The organism is Microbacterium sp. ET2 (assembly GCF_030347395.1).
Lineage (GTDB): Bacteria > Actinomycetota > Actinomycetes > Actinomycetales > Microbacteriaceae > Microbacterium > Microbacterium albipurpureum.
This window is the reverse complement of sequence record NZ_CP128170.1, coordinates 1,216,532-1,242,585: the sequence shown is the minus strand read 5'-3', so window position 1 is coordinate 1,242,585 and position 26,054 is coordinate 1,216,532. Positions and strand designations below refer to the sequence as shown.

26 protein-coding genes and 1 pseudogene are annotated in these 26,054 nt (G+C 70.6%); 16 read left to right on the top strand and 11 right to left on the bottom strand.

Going from position 1 to position 26,054, the window contains the following annotated elements:
* Positions 1-234 precede the first annotated feature (234 nt).
* From QSU92_RS06085 to QSU92_RS06065, 5 genes are all read left to right on the top strand, one after another.
* Complete coding sequence (locus tag QSU92_RS06085; RefSeq protein WP_289265281.1) at positions 235-1,212, top strand: cytochrome b/b6 domain-containing protein; 978 nt, start codon at positions 235-237, stop codon at positions 1,210-1,212.
* Positions 1,209-1,625, top strand: coding sequence for an SdpI family protein (locus tag QSU92_RS06080; RefSeq protein WP_289265280.1), 417 nt, complete (start codon positions 1,209-1,211; stop codon positions 1,623-1,625). Before QSU92_RS06085 ends, QSU92_RS06080 begins: the two co-directional genes overlap by 4 nt.
* Before the next feature lie 64 nt (positions 1,626-1,689).
* Positions 1,690-3,021, top strand: coding sequence for a sensor histidine kinase (locus tag QSU92_RS06075; RefSeq protein ID WP_289265279.1), 1,332 nt, complete (start codon positions 1,690-1,692; stop codon positions 3,019-3,021).
* A complete protein-coding gene (locus QSU92_RS06070; RefSeq protein WP_289265278.1) occupies positions 3,009-3,716 on the top strand; it encodes a response regulator in 708 nt (235 codons plus the stop codon). The genes QSU92_RS06075 and QSU92_RS06070 overlap by 13 nt, the downstream gene beginning before the upstream one ends.
* 198 nt (positions 3,717-3,914) lie before the next feature.
* A complete protein-coding gene (locus QSU92_RS06065) occupies positions 3,915-4,601 on the top strand; it encodes a DUF4097 family beta strand repeat-containing protein (RefSeq protein ID WP_289265277.1) in 687 nt (228 codons plus the stop codon).
* Here the strand turns inward: QSU92_RS06065 and cofE are convergent.
* Together cofE and QSU92_RS06055 are read right to left on the bottom strand one after the other, a co-directional pair.
* Complete coding sequence (gene cofE, locus QSU92_RS06060) at positions 4,567-5,376, bottom strand: coenzyme F420-0:L-glutamate ligase (protein ID WP_289265276.1); 810 nt, start codon at positions 5,374-5,376, stop codon at positions 4,567-4,569. The genes QSU92_RS06065 and cofE overlap by 35 nt on opposite strands.
* Before the next feature lie 7 nt (positions 5,377-5,383).
* Positions 5,384-5,890, bottom strand: coding sequence for a GNAT family N-acetyltransferase (locus QSU92_RS06055; RefSeq protein ID WP_289265274.1), 507 nt, complete (start codon positions 5,888-5,890; stop codon positions 5,384-5,386).
* 118 nt (positions 5,891-6,008) lie between these two features.
* Between QSU92_RS06055 and QSU92_RS06050 the strand changes: the two genes are divergently transcribed.
* Positions 6,009-6,569 carry an acyl-CoA thioesterase gene (locus QSU92_RS06050; protein ID WP_289265273.1) on the top strand — a complete coding sequence of 187 codons (561 nt, stop codon included), beginning with the start codon at positions 6,009-6,011 and terminating at the stop codon, positions 6,567-6,569.
* Positions 6,570-6,575: 6 nt separating this feature from the next.
* Here QSU92_RS06050 and QSU92_RS06045 read toward each other — a convergent pair whose 3' ends face one another.
* Positions 6,576-6,875: a DUF7882 family protein gene (locus QSU92_RS06045; protein WP_289265272.1), complete on the bottom strand. Its 300-nt coding sequence runs from the start codon at positions 6,873-6,875 to the stop codon at positions 6,576-6,578.
* A 133-nt stretch (positions 6,876-7,008) separates the two neighbouring features.
* On the opposite strand from QSU92_RS06045, the gene QSU92_RS06040 reads away from it, so the two are divergent.
* Positions 7,009-7,779, top strand: coding sequence for an EAL domain-containing protein (locus QSU92_RS06040; protein ID WP_289265271.1), 771 nt, complete (start codon positions 7,009-7,011; stop codon positions 7,777-7,779).
* A 25-nt stretch (positions 7,780-7,804) separates the two neighbouring features.
* Here QSU92_RS06040 and QSU92_RS06035 read toward each other — a convergent pair whose 3' ends face one another.
* A complete protein-coding gene (locus QSU92_RS06035; RefSeq protein WP_289265270.1) occupies positions 7,805-8,074 on the bottom strand; it encodes a hypothetical protein in 270 nt (89 codons plus the stop codon).
* A 49-nt stretch (positions 8,075-8,123) separates the two neighbouring features.
* Between QSU92_RS06035 and QSU92_RS06030 the strand changes: the two genes are divergently transcribed.
* On the top strand, positions 8,124-8,417 hold the full coding sequence (locus QSU92_RS06030) for a DUF7882 family protein (protein WP_141939845.1): 294 nt from the start codon (positions 8,124-8,126) through the stop codon (positions 8,415-8,417).
* A gap of 27 nt (positions 8,418-8,444) precedes the next feature.
* Here the strand turns inward: QSU92_RS06030 and QSU92_RS06025 are convergent, their stop codons facing one another.
* The gene (locus QSU92_RS06025; RefSeq protein ID WP_289265269.1) at positions 8,445-10,391 is read right to left on the bottom strand and encodes a bifunctional diguanylate cyclase/phosphodiesterase; all 1,947 of its coding nucleotides are present in this window, start codon (positions 10,389-10,391) and stop codon (positions 8,445-8,447) included.
* Positions 10,392-10,536: 145 nt separating this feature from the next.
* Between QSU92_RS06025 and QSU92_RS06020 the strand changes: the two genes are divergently transcribed.
* From QSU92_RS06020 to QSU92_RS05985, 8 genes and pseudogenes are all read left to right on the top strand, one after another.
* Positions 10,537-11,091: a hypothetical protein gene (locus tag QSU92_RS06020; RefSeq protein ID WP_289265268.1), complete on the top strand. Its 555-nt coding sequence runs from the start codon at positions 10,537-10,539 to the stop codon at positions 11,089-11,091.
* 21 nt (positions 11,092-11,112) lie between these two features.
* Positions 11,113-14,829: a proline dehydrogenase family protein gene (locus QSU92_RS06015; RefSeq protein WP_289265267.1), complete on the top strand. Its 3,717-nt coding sequence runs from the start codon at positions 11,113-11,115 to the stop codon at positions 14,827-14,829.
* Between the two features lie 311 nt (positions 14,830-15,140).
* Positions 15,141-15,566 (top strand): hypothetical protein, encoded by a 426-nt coding sequence (locus tag QSU92_RS06010; protein ID WP_289265266.1) that lies wholly within the window; start codon positions 15,141-15,143, stop codon positions 15,564-15,566.
* Positions 15,566-15,790, top strand: a complete 225-nt coding sequence (locus QSU92_RS06005; RefSeq protein WP_289265265.1) for a helix-turn-helix transcriptional regulator — start codon at positions 15,566-15,568, stop codon at positions 15,788-15,790. The genes QSU92_RS06010 and QSU92_RS06005 overlap by 1 nt, the downstream gene beginning before the upstream one ends.
* A 1-nt stretch (position 15,791) precedes the next feature.
* On the top strand, positions 15,792-16,784 hold the full coding sequence (locus QSU92_RS06000) for an NAD(P)-dependent alcohol dehydrogenase (RefSeq protein ID WP_289265264.1): 993 nt from the start codon (positions 15,792-15,794) through the stop codon (positions 16,782-16,784).
* A gap of 125 nt (positions 16,785-16,909) precedes the next feature.
* On the top strand, positions 16,910-17,815 hold the full coding sequence (gene ddaH / locus QSU92_RS05995; RefSeq protein WP_333783451.1) for a dimethylargininase: 906 nt from the start codon (positions 16,910-16,912) through the stop codon (positions 17,813-17,815).
* Positions 17,812-19,039, top strand: a pseudogene (rocD, locus tag QSU92_RS05990) (ornithine--oxo-acid transaminase). Before ddaH ends, rocD begins: the two are co-directional and overlap by 4 nt.
* Before the next feature lie 6 nt (positions 19,040-19,045).
* On the top strand, positions 19,046-19,843 hold the full coding sequence (locus tag QSU92_RS05985; protein WP_289265263.1) for an IclR family transcriptional regulator: 798 nt from the start codon (positions 19,046-19,048) through the stop codon (positions 19,841-19,843).
* A gap of 6 nt (positions 19,844-19,849) precedes the next feature.
* Here the strand turns inward: QSU92_RS05985 and QSU92_RS05980 are convergent, their stop codons facing one another.
* The 6 genes from QSU92_RS05980 to QSU92_RS05955 are packed head-to-tail and all read right to left on the bottom strand — an operon-like array spanning position 19,850 to position 26,033.
* A complete protein-coding gene (locus tag QSU92_RS05980) occupies positions 19,850-21,022 on the bottom strand; it encodes an acyl-CoA dehydrogenase family protein (RefSeq protein WP_289265262.1) in 1,173 nt (390 codons plus the stop codon).
* Entirely contained in the window at positions 21,022-21,906 is an 885-nt protein-coding gene (locus tag QSU92_RS05975; RefSeq protein ID WP_289265261.1) for an amidohydrolase family protein, read from the bottom strand. Before QSU92_RS05975 ends, QSU92_RS05980 begins: the two co-directional genes overlap by 1 nt.
* Positions 21,903-23,525 carry an AMP-binding protein gene (locus tag QSU92_RS05970; RefSeq protein ID WP_289265260.1) on the bottom strand — a complete coding sequence of 541 codons (1,623 nt, stop codon included), beginning with the start codon at positions 23,523-23,525 and terminating at the stop codon, positions 21,903-21,905. Before QSU92_RS05970 ends, QSU92_RS05975 begins: the two co-directional genes overlap by 4 nt.
* Entirely contained in the window at positions 23,522-24,439 is a 918-nt protein-coding gene (locus QSU92_RS05965) for an SDR family oxidoreductase (RefSeq protein ID WP_289265259.1), read from the bottom strand. The genes QSU92_RS05970 and QSU92_RS05965 overlap by 4 nt, the downstream gene beginning before the upstream one ends.
* The gene (locus tag QSU92_RS05960) at positions 24,436-24,888 is read right to left on the bottom strand and encodes a MaoC family dehydratase (RefSeq protein WP_289265258.1); all 453 of its coding nucleotides are present in this window, start codon (positions 24,886-24,888) and stop codon (positions 24,436-24,438) included. Before QSU92_RS05960 ends, QSU92_RS05965 begins: the two co-directional genes overlap by 4 nt.
* Positions 24,885-26,033 (bottom strand): zinc-binding dehydrogenase, encoded by a 1,149-nt coding sequence (locus tag QSU92_RS05955; protein ID WP_289265256.1) that lies wholly within the window; start codon positions 26,031-26,033, stop codon positions 24,885-24,887. Before QSU92_RS05955 ends, QSU92_RS05960 begins: the two co-directional genes overlap by 4 nt.
* Positions 26,034-26,054 lie beyond the last annotated feature (21 nt).

The following is a 26,054-nucleotide window of genomic DNA, read 5'->3' as shown; positions in this document are numbered from 1 at the left end:
GTCCGGCGGGGACTTCCCCGGGTCGCAGGCGGCGACCCGTGGCCGCCGGCTGAATTCACGCCGCGCCCCCGTGCCGCTGCGACGCCGCCGGCCGATCCGTCGGCGCGCCCGAGCGCCCTCGTCTCCGACCCGTCAGAATCGGCGGCTCCCGCACCATCCGCGCAGCAGAAATCGACGGCTCGCGAGAGTCCACGGCCCATCGGCGCCCGCGCCCCGCTGCCGTTCACCCCGACCGTGTTCCCGGGTGCCGCGGCATCCGTTCGTCCCGCCGCACCTCCCGAGCCGCGCCGGATCGGTCCGTACACCCCGCTCCAGTGGGCCGGGGTCGCCGCGGTCGGCGGCTTCACTCTGCTGGTCGCGGCAGGGCTCATCGTCGTCATCGTGCGGTTCCTCCTCAGCATTCCGCCCCTGCAGGGGTTCGTCGAGCAGTTCCCGGGCGAGTACCACCTTCCCGAGTGGGCGCCCGTCGGCATCCCCGCCTGGCTCGGCTGGCAGCACTTCTTCAACGTCTTCCTGATGGTGCTGATCATCCGCACCGGTCTCCAGGTGCGTACCGAGAAGCGACCGACGGTGTTCTGGAGCCCGAAGGGCAACAAGCGCCGCAAGATCAGCCTCAACCTGTGGCTGCACCAGGCGCTCGACGTGCTGTGGGTGACCAACGGCATCATCTACGTCGTGCTGCTGGGCACCACGGGGCAGTGGGTGCGCATCGTGCCGACGAGCTGGGAGGTCATCCCGAACGCCCTCAGCGCGGGCCTGCAGTACCTCTCGCTCGATTGGCCGACCGAGAACGGCTGGGTCAACTACAACTCGCTGCAGCAGCTGGCGTACTTCGCCACGGTGTTCATCGCGGCGCCGCTGGCGATCATCACCGGAGCGCGCATGAGCGGCTTCTGGCCGAAGAACGCCGATCGACTGAACCGGCTCTACCCGGTGGAGTGGGCGCGGAAGGTGCACTTCCCGGTGATGATCTACTTCGTGGTGTTCATCATCTTCCACGTGACGCTCGTCTTCGCCACCGGCGCTCTTCGCAACCTCAACCACATGTACGCCGCGCAGGGATCGGTCGACCCGAACGCCTACGCGGACAACTGGGCGGGGCTGCTCATCTTCACCCTGTCGCTCGGCGTCGTCGTCGCCGGGTGGGTTGCCGCCCGGCCCCTGGTGGTCGCTCCGATCGCCCGCCTGTTCGGCACGGTGAAGAGCCGGTGACCGGACCCGACGCGCCGCAGTGGGCGCTGCTCATCACCGCGGTCATCCTGGTCGTCGCCGGCATCCTCATGGTCGTCCTCGCCCGCCGCTCGCGCGAACGGCGGCTGCCACTGAATCCGATAGCGGGCGTTCGGACGACCACGACCATGGCATCGGATGCCGCCTGGTACGCCGCGCAGGCGGCGGCGGCGCCCCGCACCGAGATCGCCGGATGGGGAACGCTCGTCGGCGGAGCCGCGGTCGGCGTCGCGGCTCTCCTTCCGCTGTCGGAGTCGGCCGGGATCCCGCTGTACATGGTGCTCGTGTTCGGCACGGTCGCGTGGCTGCTGGGCTGGACGCTGACCGGCGCGGCGCACGGTCAACGGGCCGCCCGCGGCGCGGTCGAGGCGGGTGAGGGCGAGGCCGGGGGATAACCCCCGGTGAAGAGTCCGGATGCCTCGGGCGCGCGGAGCAGGCCGCAGTTCTACCGTGGGTGTCATGACCACAGCACCTCTCACCCCCGCCGCACCGCGTGAGGAACCCAGCCCCGCGCCGGCGCGCCCCGCGAAGGTGAAATCGCAGATCGCCTCGCCCTTGCGCATCGCCTTCGCCATCGCTCACCTCGCCGCGCTCGGCGTGCTCGGCTCCGCGCTCTTCGGGTTCCTCTTCTCCCTCCTCGGCCTCGGTCTGGGCTTCCTGCTCGTGATCGGCATCGGGCTGCTCTTCCTCGTCGGCCTCGTCTACGTCCTGTTCGCGCTCGGCTGGCTGGAAACCGCCCGGGTCGACGGGCTCTACCACTTCGGTCTCACTCCGCGGCGGCTGCGCCGCAGTGGACGGCCCGGCTTCGGCGGCTGGATCCGCTCCCTCGGCCAGCAGGCGATCGATCCCGGCATGTGGCGGGCCATCGCCAACCTCGCCGTCGCCACGCTCCTCGGCGGGATCACCCTCTTCCTCTTCCAGGCGATCTCGAGCGGCATCGTCTTCACCTTCAGCCCGCTGTTCGCCGTCGACGGCGTCCTGCGGCTCTTCGGAACGGGTTTCGTCGTCGCGAGCGGCTGGGCCGTCGTCGTCGGCATCCTCGTCGTGGTTCTCGCCGCCGCCGGCATCATCGGCCTGGCGATCCTCCACGGCGTGCTCGCCCGGGCCATCATGGTGCCCTCACGCGAAGCCCAGCTGGCCGAGGAGGCTCGGACCTCGAACGCGCAGCGGGCCGGCGCGGTCCGTGCGGCCGACGTCGAGCGCACGCGCATCGAGCGCGACCTCCACGACGGCGTCCAGCCGCGACTGGTGTCGGTGGGGATGACGCTGGGCCTCGCGCAGCAGAAGCTCGACACCGATCCGGCCGCAGCCAAAGAGCTCATCGCCGAGGCGCACACCTCTACGAAGGCCGCCATCACCGAGCTCCGGCAGCTCGCGCGCGGCATTCACACGTCCGTCCTCGACGACCGGGGTCTCGACGCCGCTCTCTCCGCCCTCGCGGCGCGATCGGTGGTGCCGGTGCAGCTGGACGTGCGGATGGAGGGGCGCTGCTCCCGCGATGCCGAGGCGGCGGCCTACTTCGCCATCGCCGAAGCCCTCACCAACGCCGCCAAACACGCCCGCGCCTCGGAATGCCGAGTGGTCGTCCGTCTCCGTGACGAGCCGCAGACCGGATCCCGCACCCTGTGGGCGCGAGTCGAGGACAACGGAGTGGGCGGCGCCCAGGTGATCGCCGGCGGCGGCATCGATGGCATCATCAACCGGGTTCTGGCAGCAGGCGGCACCGCGCGGCTCGACAGCCCGATCGGCGGCCCCACCTCGGTGGAGGTGAGCATCCCGTGCGCATCCTGATCTGCGAAGACTCCGCGCTGCTGCGCGAAGGCCTCAGCCGGCTGCTCGCCGACGCCGGCCACGAGGTGGTCGCCGCCCTCCCCGACGCCGAACACCTCGACGAGACGGTGGACCGGGTCGCCCCCGACCTCTGCATCCTCGACGTCCGGCTCCCGCCGACCTGGTCGGACGAAGGCATCCGCGCGGCCCTCTCGCTGCGGGCCCGGCTGCCGCAGCTGCCGGTGCTCGTGCTCTCGCAGTACGTCGAGGAGCGCTACGCCGCCGACCTCATCGCCGCAAGCGGCGGGGCCCTCGGCTACCTGCTGAAGGACCGCGTGGCCGACGTCGGGGAGTTCCTCGACGCGGTCGGGCGGATCGGCGAGGGCGCCACCGTCCTCGACCCCGAGGTGGTCGCACAGCTGCTGGCCCGGCGTCGCCGGGATGAGCGGATGCAGCGACTGACCGACCGGGAATCCACCGTGCTGGCGCTCATCGCCGAAGGCCGATCGAATCAGGCCATCGCCCGCACACTGCACGTCAGTGAGGGGAGCGTCGAGAAGCACATCACCGCGGTCTTCCAGAAGCTCGACCTCGAACCCGACGACTCCGGCAACCGCCGGGTGCTCGCCGCCCTCGCCCACCTCGAACACGGCGGCCCGGCCGCCCCCGCATCGCGTCCGCAGAGCGGACCCTCCCAGACAGGAACGAACCGATGAGCACTGTCCCTCCTCCGGCCGACGAGTCGGCACAGCCCGCTCCGCCGGCCGCCCCCGAGCGCCCGACCCGGCCGGGCGCCCCCCGATCCGCCGCGCCCCGCGTGGTCGCGACACTCGTCGGCGCCTTCGGCGCGCTGGTCATCCTCGGCAGCCTCGGGAGCACGGCCATCGCGACCGCTTCGGCCGCCGTGACCGGCAGTGGCGGCGGAAGCAGGCTCCACCGACACCACGGTCGACACCGCCGGCGTGACCGAGGTGGAGACCGAGGTGGGAGCCGGCAGCCTCCGGATCGAATTCGCCGACGTCGATGACGCCACCCTCGAGGTCACCCGGGGGTGGGGTGCCGACCAATGGCGCCTCGAGCGCATCGAAGACACCATCCGGGTGTCCTCGCCCGACCGGTGGTGGGGCGGATGGATGTTCGGTGACCGCTCCGAGGCGGTGCTCACCCTCCCTGACACCCTCGAGGGGATCGACGCAGACCTGACGATGAATGCGGGCGACCTCCGGGTCATCGACGGTGATTTCGCCGAGCTCGACCTCGACCTCGGCGCGGGCAGTGTCGACATCACGGGCTCCGCCCGCTCGGTCGACGCCACGGTGTCTGCGGGCCAGGCCGACCTGGAGCTGTTGGACGTCGCCGAAGCCGACGTCACGGTCAGCGCGGGCGACATGGACCTCGTCCTCACCGGAGCACAGCCGGACGCGATGACGTTCGACGTCAGCGCGGGACGGGTGACGGCGACCGTGCCCGAGGGTGAGTACGACATCACCTCGGAGGTCTCCGCCGGCGACTTCGACAACGGCCTCGGCTCGATCCCGGGTGCCCGCAGCACTGTCGAGGTCAGCGTCACCGCGGGTCAGGTCGAGCTGCGCGCCGGCTGATGACCGGGATCGTCCAGGGTTCGCCACCGGCACGGCCGGCGGCGAACCCCTCGGCGTAGGCCTCGTCGGCGCCGAGGCGGAACATGTCGCGTTCCCACGGGCGCACGATCGAGCGCGCACCGGGCAGATTGAGATCGCCCACCAGGTCGCCGCGGCCGCGGACGACGGCGACGGGCCGGCGACCGACCTTCCCCTTCACGAGGTCCGCCGCGGCGCACAGCTCGTCTGCGACGCACGGCATCGTCACGGCGAGGGGCCGGCCCTCGGCATCCGTCGTTCCCCGGAGGTCTTCGAAGACGGTCACTCCGCCGGCGCCGATGGCGTGATCGGTCTGACCCTCGCGCCATGCGCGTCCCAGCGTGTCGGAGACGAGCACGCCCACCCGCACGCCGAGCCGTGTGCGCAGGCCCGCCGCAAGCAACCGGGCGGACCGGTCGGGGTCTTCCGGAAGGAGCAGCACCGTCCCGTCGGGGGTGTTGGACGCATCCACCCCGGCGGCAGCGGCGATGATGCCGAGCCGATTCTCGACGATGCGGGTGACGTGCCCGCTGGGACCTTCGCGGCGCGCGACGACCCGCACCGACTCCGCGGTGATGGCGTCTTCGCGGTCGTCTGCCTGCACGAACCGACCCTCGGCCTTGGACACGATCTTCGAGGTGACGACCACGATGTCGCCGTCTTCGAGGGTGTCGGCCGCCGCGGTTGCGACGATCGCGACGAGATCGTCACCGGCGGTGATCTCGGGAATGCCCTCCAGCGCCCAGACGCTCAGCACGGCGGGTTCAGCGGACGAACCGGACCTCGGTGAGCGTCTCGCCGAGGAAGGGCTCGGTGTGCGAGGCGCCGTCGAGGCTGAAGCCGTTGCGCTCGTAGAAGCGGTGCGCTCGGGGGTTGTGTTCGGCGACCCAGAGGTAGAGGGGCTCGCCGTCCTCGACCGCGGCGTCGAAGAGCTTCTGCCCGATCCCCTTCCCGTGGTACGCATCGAGGAGGTAGATGAAGTACAGCTCGCGATTGCGGGGCGCATCTTTGTCGCGGGCCGGTCCGGAGCCGACGAATCCGACGATCTCACCGTCGACCAGAGCCGCGCTCATCTTGAACTCGGGGCCCTGGACCGCCCAGTGGGTCCAGAGTTCGGCCAGACGACGGGGCGAGATCTTCTCCAGCGCCGCCTTGCTGATCACCTGGTCGTAGGTCTCATGCCAGCACGTGGCGTGCACCTGGCCGAGAGCGACAGCATCGACGTCTCGCACCGGCCGCACCACGACATCCGTTCGCAGTTCAGCGTCCATGGCCAGACTCTACGCGCGGGTTCCGACGTCGCGAAATCGAGCCCGCAGCCGCGGGAAAACTGTCGATCCCGCACAATCGAATCGGCGGAATCACCGTTCCTGGCTACCATCCGAGACCGTGAACGTCCTCTGGCGCACCCTGCTCGTCCACCTCCTCGCGCGACTGCGCCTCCGCCGTGAGGGGTGGCTGACGTTCCAGGACGTCGGGCGCATCCGCCTGACGACCCTGCCGACCGATATCGACGTGCTCCGCCACATGAACAACGGTCGGTACCTGTCGCTGTTCGACCTCGGACGCTGGGACCTTCTGGTGCGCACCGGGATGGTCGACGCGATGCGCCGGCACGGGTGGTACGGGGTGGTCTCGAGCGAGACCATCACCTTCCGCAAGTCGCTGCAGCTCTGGCAGCGCTTCGAACTGCAGACCAGGATGCTCGGACACGACGACCGCGCACTGTACCTCGAGCACCGGGCTCTGGTGGGCGGCGAGATCTACGCGCGGGCGATCATCCGCATCCGGATGCTGAGGCGGTCGGGCGGCACCCTCCCCCACGAGGAGCTGTTCGCGGCGGTCGGACGCCCCGAGGGGATGCCGGACGTGGAGGCCTGGGTGCACGATTGGGCCGCGGCATCCGCTCTGCCCTCCACCCGCCAGCCGGCACCCAGCGACTGGAGCTGAGCCGGCCTACTCCTCGGGTTCGGGGACGATCATCAGTCCGCCCGGGGAGTTCGCCGACTTGGACAGTGCTTCCAGCCATGCGGGGTTGAGCTTAGGCATGCGACTGCCGAAGTACTCGAACGCCACGGGGATGTTCGGGCTGAGCCACACCGAGGTGCGTCCCATGCCGTTGCGGGTGGGATCGGTCCAGGTGAAGGAGAACTGCTCGCCGCGGCGAAGCTTCGACCACACCACGGCCTGCAGGTGCGCCAGGACGCGGTCGTCCAGCGCGACGGTCAGTTTGGAGTCGTAGGTCAGAGTTCCCATCGTGACCAGCGTAATCTGCCGCGGGCCCGTGGTGATCTGATCGGCGTGATCCGCCGAGGCGTGGCATTATATGCACGCGTCGCCCGTTTGTCTGGTGTTGCCCGAACCAGGCATCCTTGTGAGCCTGAGAGACATGGACCCCTGTGCAACCCTCGCCACCGAGTTGCGCGCGGCCGTGCCCGCCGGCGGACTCTCGATAGAGTTCCAGCCGCTCTTCGACCTCGACGGGTCCGGCCAGCCGGCGCGCCCCGTCGCGGTGGAAGCGCTCTGCCGCTGGCATCATCCTCGATTCGGCACGATTTCGCCCGTGCATTTCATCCCCCTCGCCGAGACCCACGGCATCATCGCCGACCTCGGTGCCGCCGTCCTTACGCGCGCCGGCAGGCAGGTCGCCGCATGGCAGCGTGCCGGCCATGAACTCGGCCTGTCGGTGAACGCCTCGCCGTCGGAGTTCTCGGCCGCGTGGGTCGACACCGTCGCCCGGCGCGCCGGCGAGCTCGGCCTGTCGGCGGGGAGTCTGACGATCGAGATCACCGAGTCGCCCGCGCCGCAACTGCTGCCGAGCGTGCTCGCCGTGCTCGAGCAGGCGCGTGCTGCCGGTCTCGGCCTGTCGATCGACGACCTCGGCGCCGGCGACACCACCACCCCGATGCTCGACGCGCTGCCGCTCACCGAGGTCAAGATCGACCGCTCGCTGACGCAGCGAGACGATGCGGACGCCGATGAGGCGGTCGCCGCCGTGGTCGAGCAGGCCCGGCGCAACGGATGGACCGTCGTCGCCGAGGGGATCGAGACCCCGGATGACCTCGAGCGCGCGCGGCGCCGCGGGTGCGACCGGGGCCAGGGGTTCCTTCTCGGCAGGCCGATGCCCGCCGCCGAGTTGGCCGCCCTGCTGTCGGCTTGAGCAGCCCGGGCCGTCGTGTCGGGCCTCAGATGCCGCTGTAGTCGTCGATCACCATGTCGGTGTCGTCGTGGGCGTTGCCGTGTGCCTGGTCGGACGGAACGTCGATCTGCGTCCACGTGACGGGCATGCCGGGGGAGAAGAGGATGTCGATGCCCGGACCCCCGCGCAGCGGCGGGATGTTCACGTAGCCGCCCCCGGCCTTGATGGCGTCGAGGATCTTGCCCTTGAGTTCGGTGACCGGGTCGGGAAGGAAGTAGTCACGCCCGTCGACGGTGAGTCGGTTCACAATGGCCATCGGACCAGAGTACGCCGAACGCGCCACGACGACCGTAGGATCGACAACGATGGGTACCTTGCACTATGGCGCGCCTTCGGTCGCCGTTCCGATCGATGACCGCACTCTCGCGCACCTCGAACTCGTGATCGTGGCCAAGCTCCGCCGACGCGAGAGCACGTCGCTGGCCGTGATCGACGACAACACCAACCGGCGTCAGGCGCTGTGGATCTCGCCGGCGAGCACTCTCCGGTTCGAGTACGACGGGCCTATGCCCGAGATCAACAAGGCCTGGCTGCAGGACCTCGTCGACTCCGCCAACTCCCCCGGTGGTCTGCGGCTTCTGCCCGAACCGGGCGCCTGAGCTCGCCCCCGGCGCGGGCGCGCCGGTTCAGCGGGAGACGCGACCGCGTCCGGCGCGCTTCGCCCGGTACATGGCCGCATCGGCGGCTTCGAGCAGTTGGGACGAGGTCGGCTGCTCGGCTGCCGCGACGACGCCGGCCGATGCCGTGATCCGGATCGACAGGTCCTCGACCACGACCGGCTCCGTGAGGGCCAGGAGCGCTCGCTCGGCGATCGTGTGCGCGTCGGCCTCGTCGACGTCACGGCAGATGAGGATGAACTCGTCGCCGCCGAAACGGACGATGACGTCCTCGGACCGGGCGCTGTGCGTGAGGCGCTTGCTCACGGCCACCAGCACCGCATCGCCGACCTCGTGCCCGTGGGTGTCGTTGACCGCTTTGAAGTCGTCGAGGTCGACGAAGATCATCGCGACGCCGTTCTCCGTCTCGCGCAGGAGCTCCTCGAGCCGGTCGTCGAGGAATCGGCGGTTCTGAAGACCCGTGAGCGGGTCGTGGAACGCCAGCTCGGCCAGTTCCGCCTCGTTTCGCCGCTCGATGGCGGCGCGGATGTCGAGGGCGAGGTCCTCGGCATCCTTCACCAGGTCGCCCCAGGGGAGGCTGCGCCCGGTGACGCTCTCCTTCCACGCCGAGAACGACCGGCGCGGCGAGAGGGGGTGGTCGCGGTTGTCGGCGGTCTGGTCACCCAGCCAGTTCACTTCGCGCGTCACCTCGCCGCGGACGAAGACGAGGCAGTCGCCGGGCTCACCGAGGGAGACGACGAGGATCCCGGCGACGCCGGGAATCTCGACGGCGAGCTCGGGACGCTCGATGGGCAGGGCCTCGGAGCTGAACGGCGCGGTGCCGAGGTCGTCGACGACCGCGCCGAGCAGCTCCGGCTCGGGCACGTCGCCGATCGTGCGGGCCACGCCGCCCAGGCGCAGGTACGCCCCATCGGCCGGCACCGCGTCGAGCACGGTCCTCGGCCCGTCCAGAAGCGCCGCGTGCACGTCGAGTGCTCCATACAGCGGCGCGACGACCGCCGACCGGCGCTCGCGGGCCGTCAGTTGGCGACGAAGCTCCCCGATCTGACGGGCGGCGGTGAGCTGCATGGTGACCTGGCTCGCCAGCACCTCCAGCGACCGTCGGAGTAGGACCGGCACGCGCCGCACGGTGCGGTGCGCGCAGGTGAACATGCCGACGAGCCGGTCGTCGGCGACGAGTGCGAACGACACGGTGGCGGCCTGGCCCATGTTGCGCATGAACTGCAGGTGGTGCGGCGAGACGGCGCGCAGCTCGGTGGTGGTCAGGTCGAGGGGTCCGAGCTCGGGCAGGAGGGTGACCAGCGCCTTGCCGTCGTCGCGGGTGTCGACGATCGCCCGCGATCGCTTCTGCAGGTAGAGGGCGCGCGCCTGCGGCGGGATGTCGGATGCCGGGAAGTGCAGACCCAGGTACGGCTCCATGTCGGGTTCGCGCTCGTCCGCGACGATCTCGCCGTGGCCGTCGTCGAAGAAGTCGTAGCACATCACCCGGTCGAAGCCCGTGATGGCCTTGATCTCTGCGGCGGCTCGCTGCCGCAGCTCGGTCGCGTCGACGAGGCCCGCAAGGCGCTGGATGGCGGTGACGACGCCGGTGCGCATGTATTCGAGGTCAGGAGCGGTTCGTTCGAGCTCGATGATGACCGGGTCCGCGCCACGGTGCACGATGGCGTCGTGTTCGACGCCGTTGAAGCTGACCCGGATCGGGTCGACGGCGACGCCGCGGGCGTAGGCGTCGCGGAGCCTGTCATCGCCGATCTCCGTGATGGTGAGCCCGAGGGCGTCGACGGCGTCCTCGCTGGTGACCACGACGGTGTGCGTCTGCGCATCGACGGCGAGGAGGGTTCCGAACGACTGGATGCGACCGGGGGTGGCGAGGGGCTCTGTGGAGCATTCGAGGAGTCGCTGATTCTCGTCCGGGCCCCACGCGCTGTCCGTCGGGGTGAATGGGGTGGTGTTCACCGGTGCCTTCCCTTGCGAGAAGAGTCCGCCCGAAGCGACGCCACAATCCGCGCAGCGTCCATGGTAGACACAAATCCTCCTACCGCAGGGCCGGGCGGTCCACAAGCGCCTTCCGCGCAACCGCCGGGCACGGTTCGGTAAGAGGGTGGACACAACTACTCTCATCTGGGTCATCGTCGCTGTCGTCGTGGTGCTCGTCATCGCGGGGATCGTCATCGGTCTCGTCGCCCGCCGGCGGTCGACCGCCCACCGCGAGGCGCAGCATCGCCGTGCGGAGGAGATCCGCGAGAAGGCGCGTGAGGCCGAGATCGCGGCGCAGGAACGCGACGCCGAAGCGGCGCGCGCTCGCGCTGACGCCGCGGCAGCGGCCGCCGACGCCGAGCGCGCGAAGGCCGAGGCCGCGCGCGCGGAGGTCGAAGCCCGCCGGCGACAGGGCGATATCGCCGAGCATGAAGAAGATGCCGCCAAGCGCCGAGCCGAGTACGAGGAGACTCTGGCCAAGGCCGATGAGATCGACCCGCTCGTGTCCGACCGTGATCGGAGGCCGCCCGCCGAGCGCGCGGGAGACGAGCGGGCGCCGATCGCCGACCGGCGACACGACCAGCACGACGGCCCCCGCATCGACGCCGGAGACGGTGACCGAGGGGATCGGATCGACACGCGCACGGACCGCCGCGATGCCGGCGCATCGGGGGCGTGATCGCGATCTAGTCTGTATGCCATGGTGACCGACCTCTCTCGGGGCGATACCGACCTGGCGGCATCCGGCGACGATCTCGCCGAGAGCGCCGTGGAACTCGCGCAGCGGTGGATCACCGAGAGCGCCCAGGTCGACGTCGACCCCTCCGCCGCCCGCCTCGCCGGTGTCCTGAAGGACCCGAACGGTCTGCCCTTCACGATCGGGTTCGTGGACGGCGTCATGCGTCCGGAGAGCCTCGGTGCCGCGGCATCCCAGCTTCACCGGGTCGCGCCGCTCGTGCCGGACTTCCTCCCGTGGTACCTGCGCGGAGCGGTGCAGGTCGGCGGCGCGGTCGCTCCGGTGCTGCCGACGCCGGTGGTGCCCCTCGCGCGACGTGCGCTTCGCGAGATGGTGCGACACCTCATCGTCGACGCGCGGCCCAAGAAGCTCGGCCCCGCCATCGCCGAACTGCGCGCAGCCGGTGCGCGGCTGAACCTGAATCTGCTGGGCGAGGCGGTCCTCGGCGAGGACGAGGCGCTGCGCCGACTCGACGGGATCCACGACCTGATCCGCCGCCCCGATGTCGACTACGTCTCGGTGAAAGTGTCGGCGATCGCGAGCCACATCTCGATGTGGGCCTTCGACGAGGTCGTCGACAAGGTCGTCGACCGGCTCATGCCCCTCTACCTGTCGGCGGCTTCGGACGGGACGTTCATCAACCTCGACATGGAGGAGTACCGCGACCTCGATCTCACCATCGCTGTGTTCACCCGCATCCTCGAGGATCCACGCCTGGCCGACCTCGACGCGGGGATCGTGCTGCAGGCCTACCTCCCCGACGCGCTTCCGGCGCTTCAGGAGCTCACGGCGTGGGCGCGAGCGCGCGTGCGCGGGGGAGGTGCGGGCATCAAGGTGCGCTTGGTGAAGGGCGCGAACCTGGCCATGGAGCGGGTCGACGCGGTGATGCACGGCTGGGAGCTGGCGACCTACGGCTCGAAGCTCGACAGCGACGCCAACTACCTGCGCTGCCTGGACGAGGCGCTGCGCGAGGAGAACGCCGGCGCCGTGCGGATCGGCGTCGCGGGACACAACCTCTTCGACATCGCCTACGCGTGGCTGCTCGCCGGTGACCGCGGGGTGCGCGACCGGGTGGAGTTCGAGATGCTCCTGGGCATGGCCGAGGGGCAGGTCGAGGCGGTCTCGCGCGAGGTCGGCCCGGTGCTGCTCTACGTGCCGGTCGTCGCTCCGGACGAGTTCGACGTCGCCATCAGCTATCTCGTCCGCCGGCTGGAGGAGAACGCCTCCAGCGAGAACTTCCTCTCTGCGGCGTTCGATCTCGCCGACGACCCGGCCCTGTTCGAGCGCGAGCGCGATCGCTTCCTCGCCTCGGTCGCGCGGGCGGCCGACGCGGAATTGCCGACGGGTCCGAACCGGACGCAGGATCGCGGTGCCGGTGCCGGGCAGGGCGGCAAGAGCAGGGTGGATGCCGCCCGCGGCGCCCTGCTCAGGCCCATTCCCGACGCCGATGACGACGGGCTCACCCGCGAAGTGCTCGGGATCGCCCGCTCGGCCTCGGTCGATCCAGGCGAGACCATGCCGATCGCGCCGGAGGTCGGCGGCATCCTCTTCGGTGGCCAGGAGATCGTCGAGACTGCGGTGTACGCGGCACGCGAGTCGGGGCCCGCCGCCCTCGGCGCGCCCGGATTCGCGAACGCTCCGGACTCCGACCCTGCGCTTCCCGCCAACCGTGCGTGGGCGCGCGAGATCCTCGGCCGCGTCTCGGGATCGCAGGCGGGGGTCGACACGATCGCCGCAGCACGACTCGCCGACGCCGCGGAGGTCGACGCCGTGGTCGATGAGGTGCGGTCCGCGGCAGAGGCCTGGGGTGCTCGGGCGGCCGCCGATCGTGCCGAGGTGCTCGCCGCGGCCGGCCGGGCGCTCGAGGCTCGGCGTGCCGAACTGATCGAGGTCGCCGCCTCGGAGACGGGCAAGGTCTTCGCCGAGGCCGACGTCGAAGTCAGCGAGGCGATCGACTTCGCCCATTACTACGCCGCCACCGCCCGCGAACTCGACCGGGTCAGCGGTGCGGTGTTCGTGCCGGCGCGACTGACGGTGGTCGCGCCGCCGTGGAACTTCCCCGTCGCGATCCCCGCCGGCGGTGTGCTCGCCGCACTCGCCGCGGGGTCGGGCGTGGTCTTCAAGCCCGCGCCGCAGGCGCGCCGCTGCGCCGCCGTGGTCGCCGAGGCCCTGTGGGACGCGGGGGTGCCCCGCGAGGTGCTCGCCCTCGTCGACATCGAGGAGGGGGAGCTCGGGCAGCGCCTCATCGCGCACGAGGGCGTCGACCGCGTCATCCTCACAGGCTCCTGGGACACCGCCGCCCTCTTCCGGTCTTGGCGGCCCGATCTGCCGCTTCTGGCCGAGACCAGCGGCAAGAACGCGATGATCGTCATGCCGTCGGCTGACCTCGACCTCGCGGCATCCGATGTGGTCAAGAGCGCCTTCGGGCATGCGGGGCAGAAGTGCTCCGCGGCGTCGCTGGTGATCCTCGTGGGGCCGGTGGCGCGCTCGCAGCGATTCCTGCGGCAGCTGGTCGACGCCACGACGTCGCTGCGCGTCGCGCCGCCCACCGACCCCCTGGCCGAGGTCGGCCCCGTGATCGAGGCGCCCCAGGGGAAGCTCGAATGGGCTCTCACCACCCTCGATGAGGGGGAGAAGTGGCTCGTCGCGCCGCGCGCGCTCGACGGGTCGGACGAGTACGAGGGGCGCCTTTGGCGGCCGGGCATCCGCACCGGGGTCAAGCGCGGGTCGCGGTTTCACCGCGAGGAGTTCTTCGGGCCCGTGCTCGGCGTCATGCACGCCCACTCGCCCACGGAGGCCATCGAGCTGCAGAACGCGGTCGACTACGGCCTGACCGCGGGGCTGTACACCCAGAATCCCGACGATCTGGCGGTGTGGCTCGACCGGGTCGAGGCCGGCAACCTGTACGTCAATCGCGGCATCACCGGAGCGATCGTGCAGCGTCAGCCCTTCGGCGGATGGAAGCGCTCGTCGGTGGGGGCCGGTGCCAAGGCGGGAGGGCCGAACTACCTCATCGGGCTCGGAACGTGGCGGCCGTCGACCGGGTCGCCGCCCTCGGCGACGCTGCACCTGCGGGGGCTCGACTCGCGCATCACGACGCTCATCGAGGCGGCGCAGCCGACGCTGGACTACCAGGCTTTCGAGTGGCTCCGCCGCGGTGCGCTGTCGGACGCGATCTCGTGGGACCGCGAGTTCGGCCGGGTGAAAGACGTGTCGCAGCTGGGCGTGGAGCGGAACCTCTTCCGATACCGCCCCGTCGGTGTCGCCATCCGGGCGACCGGGGACGCCCCGTGGCAGGCGCTCCTGCGCGTGATCGTCGCGGCGCTTCGCGCCGGGTCGGAGGTCACCGTCAGTGCGCCGGTGGGAATGCCGGCGGGGGTCCGCCGCGTGCTCGGCGAGGAGCAGGTGTCAGTGTTCGTCGAGAGCGATGAGGAGTTCGAGGCACGGACGGCCGAGGCGCGCCCCGCGCGCGTGCGGCTGGTCGGGCCGCCGGCATCCGTCGCGGCGGCGCACGCCGCGCTCGCCGATGCCCTGTCGGGCGATCCCGACGTCGCCGTCTACGCCGGCGAGGTCACCACGGCGGGCCGGATCGAGCTGCTGCCGTTCCTGCGCGAGCAATCGGTGACCATCACCGCGCACCGCTTCGGCAACCCCGATCCCTGGTCGTCCGAGGTCATCTGAGTCCCTCCGGCGGCCGCGCTGTTCCCAACTCCTGCAGATCGGGTGTCGGTGTGGCCCCGTTGCGGCGAATGACGCCAATCGCGGCGATTCTGCAGGGGTTGGGGACGGCGCCAGCGGCGTAACTCCTCAGATTCCGGGCCGAACCGGCCGGAAACCGCCGTCGCCCGAGGCCCGCGGCGCCGTTTCGGAGGAGTTGTGCAGGTCTGCGCCGCGCCGCGGCGCCGCGATGTAAAAGATTCTTGACACGAGGCCAGAGACCGCCCTACGGTGAGTGTCAAGAATCTTTGACATCGGAGGTCGCCATGGCGTACATGGAGAGAACGATCTGGGCCCAGCTCGTCGCGAGCGTCATCGGGTTGGTGGTGTACCTCGCCCTCGTCGCCCCGCAGCTGTTCACGACGCCGGTCGCCGACATCGACTGGGTATGGCCGATGATCTGGACGATCGCCGGCGCGATCGTGCTGTCGATCGTGTTCAGCATCGTGTGGGGGATCGTCGCGCGCATGCGGGATCCCGAGCTCGAGCACACCGCCGATCAGCGCGACCGCGAGATCGAATGGTTCGGCGAGCGGGTGGGGCAGAGCTTCCTCGCGATCGGCGGCATCGGCGCCCTGATCCTCGCCATGGTCGAGGCGCCCTGGTTCTGGATCGGCAACACGCTGTTCCTGGGGTTCTTCCTCTCTGCTGCGCTCGGCAGCATGGCTCGGCTCGGTGCGTACCGGAGGGGCTTCCAGTGATGGTCCGCCCCACGAAGGTCACCAACTCCATCCGCTCCGTCCGAGAGGCGGCAGGGATGACACAGGCCGAGGTCGCCCGCCGCGTGGGCGTCACGCGCCAGACCCTCATCGCCATCGAGCAGGGACGGTACTCCCCGACGCTCGAGCTCGCTTTCCAACTCGCCCGCGTCTTCGACGCCCGCCTCGACGACCTCTTCCACTATCCCGACTCGCCGGAGGACTGACATGACCACCCACACGATCCCGCAGACCATGACGGCCTGGCGCCAGCACGCCTACGGCCCGGCCGCCGTCGTCCATGCCGAGACCGTCCCCGTCCCATCTCCGGGCAAGAAGGAGGTGCTGCTGCGGGTCGCCGCCGTCTCGCTGAATTCCGGCGACATCCACCTCATGCGCGGCGAGCCGCGCATGGTCCGGCTCTTCTTCGGGCTCCGACGCCCGCGGACCCGGGGGCGAGGAATGGATGTCGCCGGCACGGTCGTCGTGCTCGGCACCGACGTCGAGGGGCTCGCCGTCGGCGACCTCGTGGTGGGGGCCGGCGACGAGACGCTCGCCGAGTTCGTCAGAGTGAAGGCGGCGCGCCTCACCCCGGTTCCGGCCGGGCTGGACCCCGTCATCGCCGCGACCCTCCCGGTGGCGGGGAACACCGCTGCGACCATCCTCGACACCTGCCGGGTCGCCAAGGGATCCACCGTGCTGCTCGTCGGGGCCGGAGGTGGGGTCGGCACACTCACCGCGGCGCTCGCCGTCGCGCGCGGCGCAGAGGTGTGGGCCACCTGCGGCGCACGGGCCGAGGAGGTCCTCCGAGATCAGGGGGTCCTGCACACATTCGATTACCGCACCCACGACATCGCCTCTCTTCCCGCCGCCGCCTTCGACGCCGTCGTCGACATCGCCGGCGAGCCGCCGCTCGAGGTGCTCCGCGACCGCCTCCGCGACGGCGGCACCGTCGCCCTCGTCGGAGGCGACGGTCACCCCTTCTGGGGTCCGTTCCCCCGCATCATCCGCTCGCTCTTCCTCAGCCGCCGCGCGCGGCGATTCCGCTCGGTCACGGCGCTGACGAAGACCCCGGTGACGGCGGAGCTCGTGAGGATGACGGCGGCCGGCGTCATCCGTCCGGTCATCGAGAAGACCTACCCCCTGAGTGACGCCGGAGCGGCGATCGCCCACGTCGACGCCGGGCACACGGTGGGGAAGGTCGTGGTCCTCCCCGAGTGAGAGCGCGGCGCCACAGGTGCCCGCAAGGGCGCCGTGGCACAATGGTCCCGGCGTGCCCGGGTCGACGGCTTCGAAGCCCCGCCGGGCCTCTGGACAGCGTCCGCCGCACCTTCGCAAGGAGACCGATGTCCACTCAGAACACCGCGCCGACCGTCGAGGCTTCCGCCGCCACCGCGAGCTCCACAGGGCGCATCGCGCAGCACCGCCGCTACCTCATGTGCCGGCCCGAGTTCTTCACCGTGAGCTACACCATCAACCCCTGGATGGAGCCGGCGAACCCCACCGACACCGCCAAGGCGGTCCGGCAGTGGCAGGCGCTCTACGACGCCTACCTCCAGCTCGGCCACGAGGTGGAGCTCATCGACCCCATCGACGGGCTCCCCGACATGGTCTACACCGCCAACGGCGGATTCCTCATCGACGGCATCGCCTACGGCGCGAAGTTCCGCTTCGACGAGCGGGTGCCCGAGGGACCGGCGTTCATGGACTGGTTCCGCGACAACGGATATGACGTCGTCGTGCCCCGTGAGGTCAACGAGGGCGAGGGCGACTTCCTGCTCGTGGGCGACACCATCCTCGCGGGCACCGGCTTCCGCTCCACCGGTGACAGCCACCGCGAAGTGGGGGAGGTCTTCGGCAGGGAGGTCGTCTCGCTGAACCTCATCGACCCGCGGTTCTACCACCTCGACACCGCGATCGCGGTGCTCGACCCGGTGGAGGGCCCGGGCGGGGTCGAGCGGGCGAACATCGCCTACCTCGAGCACGCGTTCGACGAGCGCGGTCAGGCGATCCTCGCCGAGCGTTACCCCGACGCGATCCGGGTGTCGGATGACGACGGCGCGGTGTTCGGGCTGAACTCGGCCAGCGACGGCTACAACGTCATCATCTCGCCGCGGGCGACCGGGTTCGAGGCGCAGCTGCGCGAGCGCGGCTACAACCCGATCAAGATCGACCTGTCCGAGCTCCTCCTCGGTGGCGGTGGCATCAAGTGCTGCACGCTCGAGCTCCGTCGCGGGACGGACGCGCCATGAGCATCTCCGAGCTGCCGATCGACACCGCGACCCTGCGGGTGATCGGCGCGGAGGAGCAGCATCTCGCCCACAACTACCACCCGCTCCCGGTCGTGGTCTCGCGGGCGGAGGGGGCGTGGGTCACCGACGTCGAGGGCAAGCGCTACCTCGACCTCCTCTCGGCGTACTCGGCGTTGAACTTCGGGCACGGTCATCCCGCCATCGTCGCCGCCGCGCAGGAGCAGCTCGGCCGGGTCACCCTGACCAGCCGCGCGTATCACAGCGACCGCCTCGGCGAGTTCGCCGCCGCGCTCGCCGAGCTCTGCGGCAAAGACCTCGTCCTGCCGATGAACACCGGCGCCGAGGCGGTGGAGACGGGGATCAAGGTCGCGCGCGCGTGGGGCTATCGCGTGAAGGGCATCACCCCGGATGCCGCGACGATCGTCGTCGCTCACGGCAACTTCCACGGGCGAACCACCACGATCGTCGGGTTCAGCGACGACCCCGTCTCGCACGACGACTTCGGTCCCTACGGCGGCGGCTTCGTGCACGTGCCGTACGGCGACGCCGCCGCGATCGAGGCCGTGATCGACGAGAACACCGCGGCGGTGCTCATCGAACCGATCCAGGGCGAAGCGGGAGTCATCATCCCGCCCGAGGGCTACCTTCGCGCTGTGCGCGAGATCTGCACCCGGCGCGGGGTGCTGCTCATCGCCGACGAGATCCAGTCCGGTCTCGGCCGCGTGGGGACGACGTTCGCGTGCGACCGCGAGGGAGTCGTGCCCGACGTCTATCTGCTCGGAAAGGCGCTCGGAGGCGGCATCGTCCCGGTGTCGGCCGTCGTCGCCGACCGCGATGTCCTCGGCGTCATCCGTCCCGGCGAGCACGGGTCGACCTTCGGCGGCAACCCGCTGGCCGCCGCCGTCGGCACGCGCGTCGTCGAGATGCTGCAGACGGGTGAGTTCCAGAAGCGCGCGGCCGCGCTCGGCGAACACCTCGAGGCGAAGCTCGACGAGGCTCGTCGGCCACGGTGTCACCCAGGTGCGCATCGCGGGCCTCTGGGCCGGGATCGACATCGACCCCGCCGTCGGCACCGGCCGTGAGGTCGCCGAGCGACTCCTCGCGCGCGGTGTTCTCGCGAAGGACACGCACGGGCAGACGCTCCGCATCGCGCCGCCGCTCGTCATCCGCGCGACCGAGCTGGACTGGGCGGTCGAGCAGCTGAAGCTCGTCCTCGCGGGCTGAGATCGGATGACGCAGGAATCTCCGCTGCAGGAGACGACCGGAGACGGGTCGCGGTCGCTGATCGACCGGGCATTCGCGATTCTCGGCACCTTTCACGGCGGCCGCGTCCGGCAGTCGCTCTCGGACATCAGTCGCCGCAGCGGACTGCCGATCGCGACCTGCCACCGCATCGTGGGGCGACTGACCGAATGGGGAGCGCTCGAGCGCGACACCGACGGGAACTACAACATCGGGCTGCGACTGTGGGAGGTCGCCTCGCTCGCCCCGCGGTCGGTGGGGTTGCAGCGGCTGGCCCGGCCGTACATGCAGGATCTGTACGAGACCACCGGCTACGCCTCGCACCTGGCGATCCGCGAGGGGCTGGAGCTGGTGTCCATCGAGCGGTTCCAGAGTCCGCGGCGGCAGGTCCGGCGACCCCAGGTCGGGAAGCGATACCCGCTGCACGCCACCGCGATCGGGCTGGTTCTGCTCGCGAACGCTCCCGATGAGGTGCGCGCTCAAGTGCTCGCCGGCGAACTCGAGGCCTTCACGCCGCGCACCTTCACCGACCCCGTCGTTCTCGACCGCCTGCTGGATGACATCCGCCACACCGGCTACGCGGTCAGCGACCGGCAGGTCGACGACGTCCACATCGGTGTGGCCGCTCCCGTCCGCGGCGCAGACAAGACCGTGGTCGCCGCCGTCTCGCTGGCGCTGACCGAGCAGGATGTCGACGGCAAGAACATGATCCATCTGGTGCGGCTCACCGCGGCCTCCATCTCCCGCGCACTCGACAACGCCGGATTCGGACGCGCCGAAGGCTGAAGGGCGTCAGCGGGTGAAGGCGCTCAGTCCCGTGATCGCCCGGCCGACGATCAGCGAGTTGATCTCGTGGGTGCCCTCGAAGGTGTACAGAGCCTCGGCGTCTGCGAAGTAGCGCGCGACGTCCGAGTCCACCCGGATGCCCTCGGCGCCGCACACCTCGCGCGCCAGGGCGACGGTCTCTCGTGCGCGGTCCGCCGCCCACGTTTTCGTAAGCGCGGAGTGGAGCTCTTCCGCCGTGCCCGCGTCGCGGAGCGCAGTGAGCCGCACCGCCATCGCGAGCGTCGCGGTGGCGTTGCCGAGCATCCGGGCGAGCTTCTCCTGCACTAGCTGGAACCCCGCGATCGGGCGTCCGAACTGCTCGCGCGAGCGGGTGTACCGCAGAGCCGCCTCGTAGGCGCCGGCTTGCAGGCCCGCGGCGTTCCACCCGGCGACGTAGCGCAGATCGGCGAGGATCGCTGCGATGTCGCGGAACGAGTCGATGCGCCCCAGTCGGTCCGTCTCCGCGACGCGGACGTCATCGAGCACGATGTCGGCGTTGCGCACCATCCGAAGCGCGATCTTACCGCGGATGTCTTCGAGCGAGACACCGTCGGCCTCGCGCGGCACGACGAACGCCTTCGCGTTCCCGTCGGCGCTGTCGCGCGCCACGACGACGACGACGTCCGACAGCGCGGCATTGCCGATCCAGCGCTTGCGGCCGGTGATCCGCCATTCGTCGCCGTCGCGGACCGCGGTCGTGGTCAGGCTCCCCGCGACGTCCGAGCCATGGTCGGGCTCGGTGAGCGCGAAGCAGCCGGTGAACGCGAAGGAGGGGATGTGCGGGTCCCAGCGGGCGACCTGCTCGGCCGACCCGCCTTTGCGGATGAGGGTTCGGAACATCGCGACCTGACCGCCGTAGAGCGTTCCGATCGACATGTCGAAGCGCGCCAGTTCGAAGTGCCGGAAGCCGAGATAGAGCGCGCGCGGCAGGTCCCGGCCGTCGAGCAGGGCCGGGTCGTCCTCGAGCCGCAGCGCAGCCAGGTCTGAGCGCAGATGCGCCGGGCATTCACCCTGCTCCCACCACTGCGCCAGCTGAGGACGAGCACGCTCCTCGAGCAGGGCGCGCAGGTCCGCGAGCTTCGCCGACTCGGCGTCGGAGAGCAGTTCGGTGTAGCCGAAGAGGTCGGTCAGGGCGGTCATCACACCTCCAGCCCGAGCAGGCGGACGGCGTTGTCTTTGAGGATCATCCGCTCCACGTCCTCCGGGTACTCCAGCAGCGCGAAGTCCTTCAGCCACCGGTCGGGGGTCAGCGCGGGCAGGTCCGAGCCGAACAGCATCTTGTGCTTCAGGTAGGTCCGTGCCGCGCGCACCAGGGCGGGGGAGAAGTACTTCGGTGACCACCCCGACAGGTCGATCCACGTGTTCGCCTTGTGCGTGGCGATCGAGAGCGCCTCGTCCTGCCAGGGGACGCTGGGGTGGGCCATGATGATCTGCAGATGCGGATGCCGGGCGGCGACGTCGTCCAGCAGCATCGGGTTCGACAGCGACAGCCGAAACCCCCACCCGCCCGGCGTTCCCGCTCCCGCCCCGGTCTGGCCGGTGTGGACGATGATCGGCACCTGCATCTCCTCGATCGCCGCCCACAGGGGGGTGAACTCCTCCGCCGAGGGATCGAAGGCCTGCACCGACGGGTGGAACTTGAACCCGCGGACCCCCAGTTCGTGCACCTGGCGTCGCGCCTCTTCGACGGCAGCCGGGCCCTGCAGCGGATCGACGCTGCCGAAAGCGATCAGCACATCCGCGTTGCGCCGCGCTCCGGCAGCGAGGTCGTCGATGCTGTTGGGTGCGTGACCGAGGTTCGTCGTCGCGTCGACGGTGAACACGACCGCGGCCATTCCCCGTTCGCGGTAGTACGTCGCCGTCTGATCGACCGTGCGGGGCTTCTCGCTGCTGCCGAAGTACGCCGCCATCGCCTCGGTCAGCGCACGCGGCGAAGCGGTGCGACCGCTGTCGTCGATCTGCACGTGCACGTGGACATCGATCGCCGTGACGGCGGCGATGTCGATTCCCGGTCCGGTGCTCATCGGACGACCTCCTGCGCTGCCCGCCCCGCCAGCTCGCGGGCGGCATCCTCCTTCACCCGGGCGAGCTCGATCTTGCCGGACGCGGACCGGCCGAGGCTGTCGCGGACGAAGAAGTGGCGTGGCTTCTTGAAACCGGCCAGGTGCGCGTTGAGGTGCACCACGAGCGCAGCGGTGTCGATCGTGTCACCGGGCACCGGGGCGATCATCGCGCACACCGACTCGCCGAAGCGAGCGTCGGGAAGCCCGAAGACGATCGCGTCATCGACGCTCGGATGCGCCAGCAGCACGTCCTCGACCTCGGCCGGGAACACCTTCTCGCCGCCGGTGTTCACGACCGCGCTCAGTCTGCCGAGCAGCTCGATCGATCCGTCGCCTCGGGAACGCGCCCAGTCGCCCGGCATCACGTATCGTCGGCCGTTGATGACGGGGAACGAGCGCGCCGTCTTCTCGGGGTCGCCGTAGTACCCCGACGGGAGCACGCCGCGGAAGGCGAGGATGCCGAGGGCGCCGGCGACGGGCGCCACCTCGTTGAGGTCCGGATCCAGCAGCACCGTCTCGGGCGTGGTCACGAACCGGGCCGGCAGGTCTTCGGCGCGGTGGGTGACGCCGAACGCGAAGGGACCCCCCTCGCTGGAGGCGAGGAGGTCGACGATCATGACGTCGCCCTGCGCGTGCAGTCGGCGTTTCACGTCGTCGCTGAATCGCATGCCCGAGCTGAGGACCGATCTGAGGTCGGCCAGACGCCGGCCGCTGCGCTCGATCGCCTCGACGAAGGGCAGCGCCACGGCATCCCCTGCCACGATGATCCGCGTCACCCGGTGCGCTCGGGCCAGCCGCAGCGCTTCGTCGACGTCGAGGCTCGCCCCGCTCTGCAGCACGACCGTGCCGCCGAGGGCGAGCGTGCCCATGGTCGTCGACTGGGCCGTGCCGTGCAGCAGCGGCGGCAGCGGCAGAGTCACCACGCGCGGGGTCGCCGGGTCGACGGCGATGCGCACCGCCTGCGCCAGATCCGCGGGGGGCTCGAGTCCCACGATGCCCCACGTCGACTGCCGGCGGGCGTGGAGCAGGGTGTCGACGTCCCACACCACCGCTTTGGGAGCCCCCGTGGTCCCGCCGGTGTACAGGCGCATGTCGGCGCCGCTCGGCGCACGCTCGGGCATCGCGCCGCCCTCGTGGACGATCTCGGTCCACGAGGCCGCGCCGTCGATCGCCGGAACGCCGTCGTCGACCGAGATCACCGCCACGGGGTGATCGAGGCCCGCGTTCGCCTCGCCGACCACGTGCGCCAGCGAGGTCGGCGCGAGCAGGACGCGTGCGTCGCAGTCCTGCAGCAGGGCGCGCACTTCGCCGGCGCGGTAGCGATAGTTGATGGCCACCGGCGCGACGCCGATGGACAGGCACGCCCACAGGAACGTCAGGTACTCGGCACGGTTGTACAGCAGCATCGCCGCCGCGTCGCCGACCACCAGTCCGCGCTCCTGCAGGTGGCGAGCGAGGGCACCGGCCTCGGCGGCGAAGCGCGCGTACGACATCTCCCCGTCCGAGGTGATGATCGCCGGTCGCTCCGGATCGGCCCGCGCGATTCCCTGCCAGAGATCGCTGTAATGCACCGAGATCACGATGCGGGCTGCTCTCTGACCGGAGGGCCGCTGCGTTGCGCGAGGGGCGCGAACCGGGCGCGCCACACCTCGTCGATCCCCGCGGCATCCCACCCGCCGGCCGCGTAGGCAGCGTCCAGCGCGGTCGGGTGCGCGTACAGGGTGAGCTTGTCGCCACCGATGCCGATCGCCTGCCCGGTCACGCCCCGCGACGCCTCTGATGCGAGCCACACGATGAGCGGTGCGACGTCCTCGGGAGTCCCGAGTGCGTTGTCGCGGCGGAACCGTTCGGGTATCGGAATGCCGGCCAGATAGTCCTGATAGACCCGCGCGTAGGCGGGGATCGTGGCGGTCATCGGCGACAGCGCCGTCGGGATGACCGCGTTTGCGGTGATCTCTGCGCGAGCGAGCTCCAGCGACCAGGTGCGCGCCATCGCCACGAGCCCGGCCTTCACCGCGGCGTAGTTCGTCTGGCCGAAGCTGCCGAACTGCCCCGCGGGTGAGCCGATGAGGATGATCCTGCCCCCCTCGCCCTGTTCCCTCATGAACGACGCCGCGGCCCGTCCGCAGGTGAAGGATCCGCGAAGGTGCGTGTCGACGACGAGGTCGAAGTCCGCGTCATCCATCTTCCACAGCACCCGATCGCGCAGGACCCCCGCGTTCGCGACGAGGACGTCCAGACGCCCGAAGTTCTCGCGAGCGGATGTCACGAGCGCGTCCGCGGTCTGCGACGGACCGACCGCACCGACAAATGCGACCGCCTGGCCTCCCGCCGTGACGATCTCCCCGACGACCTCGGCCGCGACGGCTTCGTCGACGTCGTTGACGACGACTGCCGCTCCGGCCTCGGCCAGCGCCCGCGCATACGCTCGTCCGAGGCTGCGGCCGGCACCCGTGACGATCGCGACCCGGTCGGTTAGCGTCACCCCGCTCATCGGTAGTGCCTCAGGACGAGCTCCGCCACGACCGCCGGTTTGGTCGCACCCTCCACCTCGAAGGTGAGTGAGAGGGTGACCTGATACCCGCCGGCGACCTCCGTCACGTCGGCGACCTCGCCGCTCACCCGGATGCGGGCGCCGGCGCGGACAGCCTGGGGGAACCGGATGCGGTTGTAGCCGTACACGATCCCCATGCCCGCCCCGGTCACGCGGTAGATCTCCCGCAGCGGCCGCACGACCATGCTCAGCGTGAGCATGCCGTGGGCGATGCGCCCGCCGTAGGGTGAGGCCGCCGCCTCCTCGGCATCGACATGAATGGGATTGTCGTCGCCGGTCAGATCGGCGTAGACGTCGATGTCGTCCTGCGTGATGGGGTGCCATGACGACGGGCCGAGCCGTCTTCCGATCGCGTCGGGGAGATCTTCCAGGGTGAAGGCCGTCGTCATTCCTGCTCCTCTGCTGCGCGCGCGGCGCTCATGGTGATGATGGCGCGTCCCGTGATCTCGCCACGGGAGAGCGCCCGGTAGGCCTCGTCCGCCTCGTCGAGCGTGTATCGGCGAGAGACGAGATCTGCGGGATCGAAAGAACCGGATGCGGCCAGCGCGGCGACCTGCGGCAGGTCGGTGCGAGTCCGCGCGCCGAACGACCCGATGATCTGCTGTCCCCGGCGTACGAGCGGGGTGATCTCGACCTCGGCGGCTGCGGCCCCCGCCGCGATGCCGATCGCCACCATCCGCCCGCCGTCGGCAAGCATCCCCACCGCCTGGGCGAATGTCGCGGGTCGTCCGAGTGCCTCGAACGCGACGTCCACCCCGCCCGTGAGTTCGCGAACGCGCGCGACGGGATCTTCCCGCGCGGCATCCACCACATCGGTCGCGCCGAGGTCTTTCGCTCGCGCGAGCTTCTCCTGCGCGATGTCGATCGCCACGATCCTCTCGGCGCCGGCCGCGCGGGTCATCGGGATCAGGCTCGTCCCGATGCCGCCGACACCGACGATGGCCACGGACATCCCCGGTGCGACCGCGCCGGCCCGGAAGACAGCTCCGTAGGAGGTGAGCCCGGAGCAGCCCAGGATGCAGGCGGTGTCGAGGTCGAGGTCGTCGTCGAGGCTCGTGAGCGCCGTCAGGGGGACGACGGCGTACTCGGCGAGGCCTCCCATCGAGTACATCGCCAGGAACGAGCCGTCGGGCATCGCCAGCCGGCTCCGGCCGTCGTACAGCGTTCCCTCGAGCCGGTTGCGCCGGAAGAATTCGGTGCAGAGGTCGTCGCGGTCGCGTGCGCACTGTGCGCACGTGCCGCACGGCATGATGAACCCGGCCGCGACGCGGTCGCCCACCCGCAGCGTGCGCGTATCGGCGGTGCCGGCACCGATGGCCACGATCGATCCGCTCACCTCGTGACCGAGCACCGCCGGCCGCGGAAAGCGCACCTCGCCTTTCATGACGTGCAGGTCGGTGTGACAGACGCCGCACGCGCTCACGCGGAGGAGGGCCTCGCCCGGTTCCGGAACAGGGGTGGCGATCTCGCGCACCTCCAGTCGGTCCTCCGCCAGAATCGCCGCCCGCATCGTCGCGGGAGGGGGAGTGGGCACGGGTCCTCCTCGGGTCGGCTT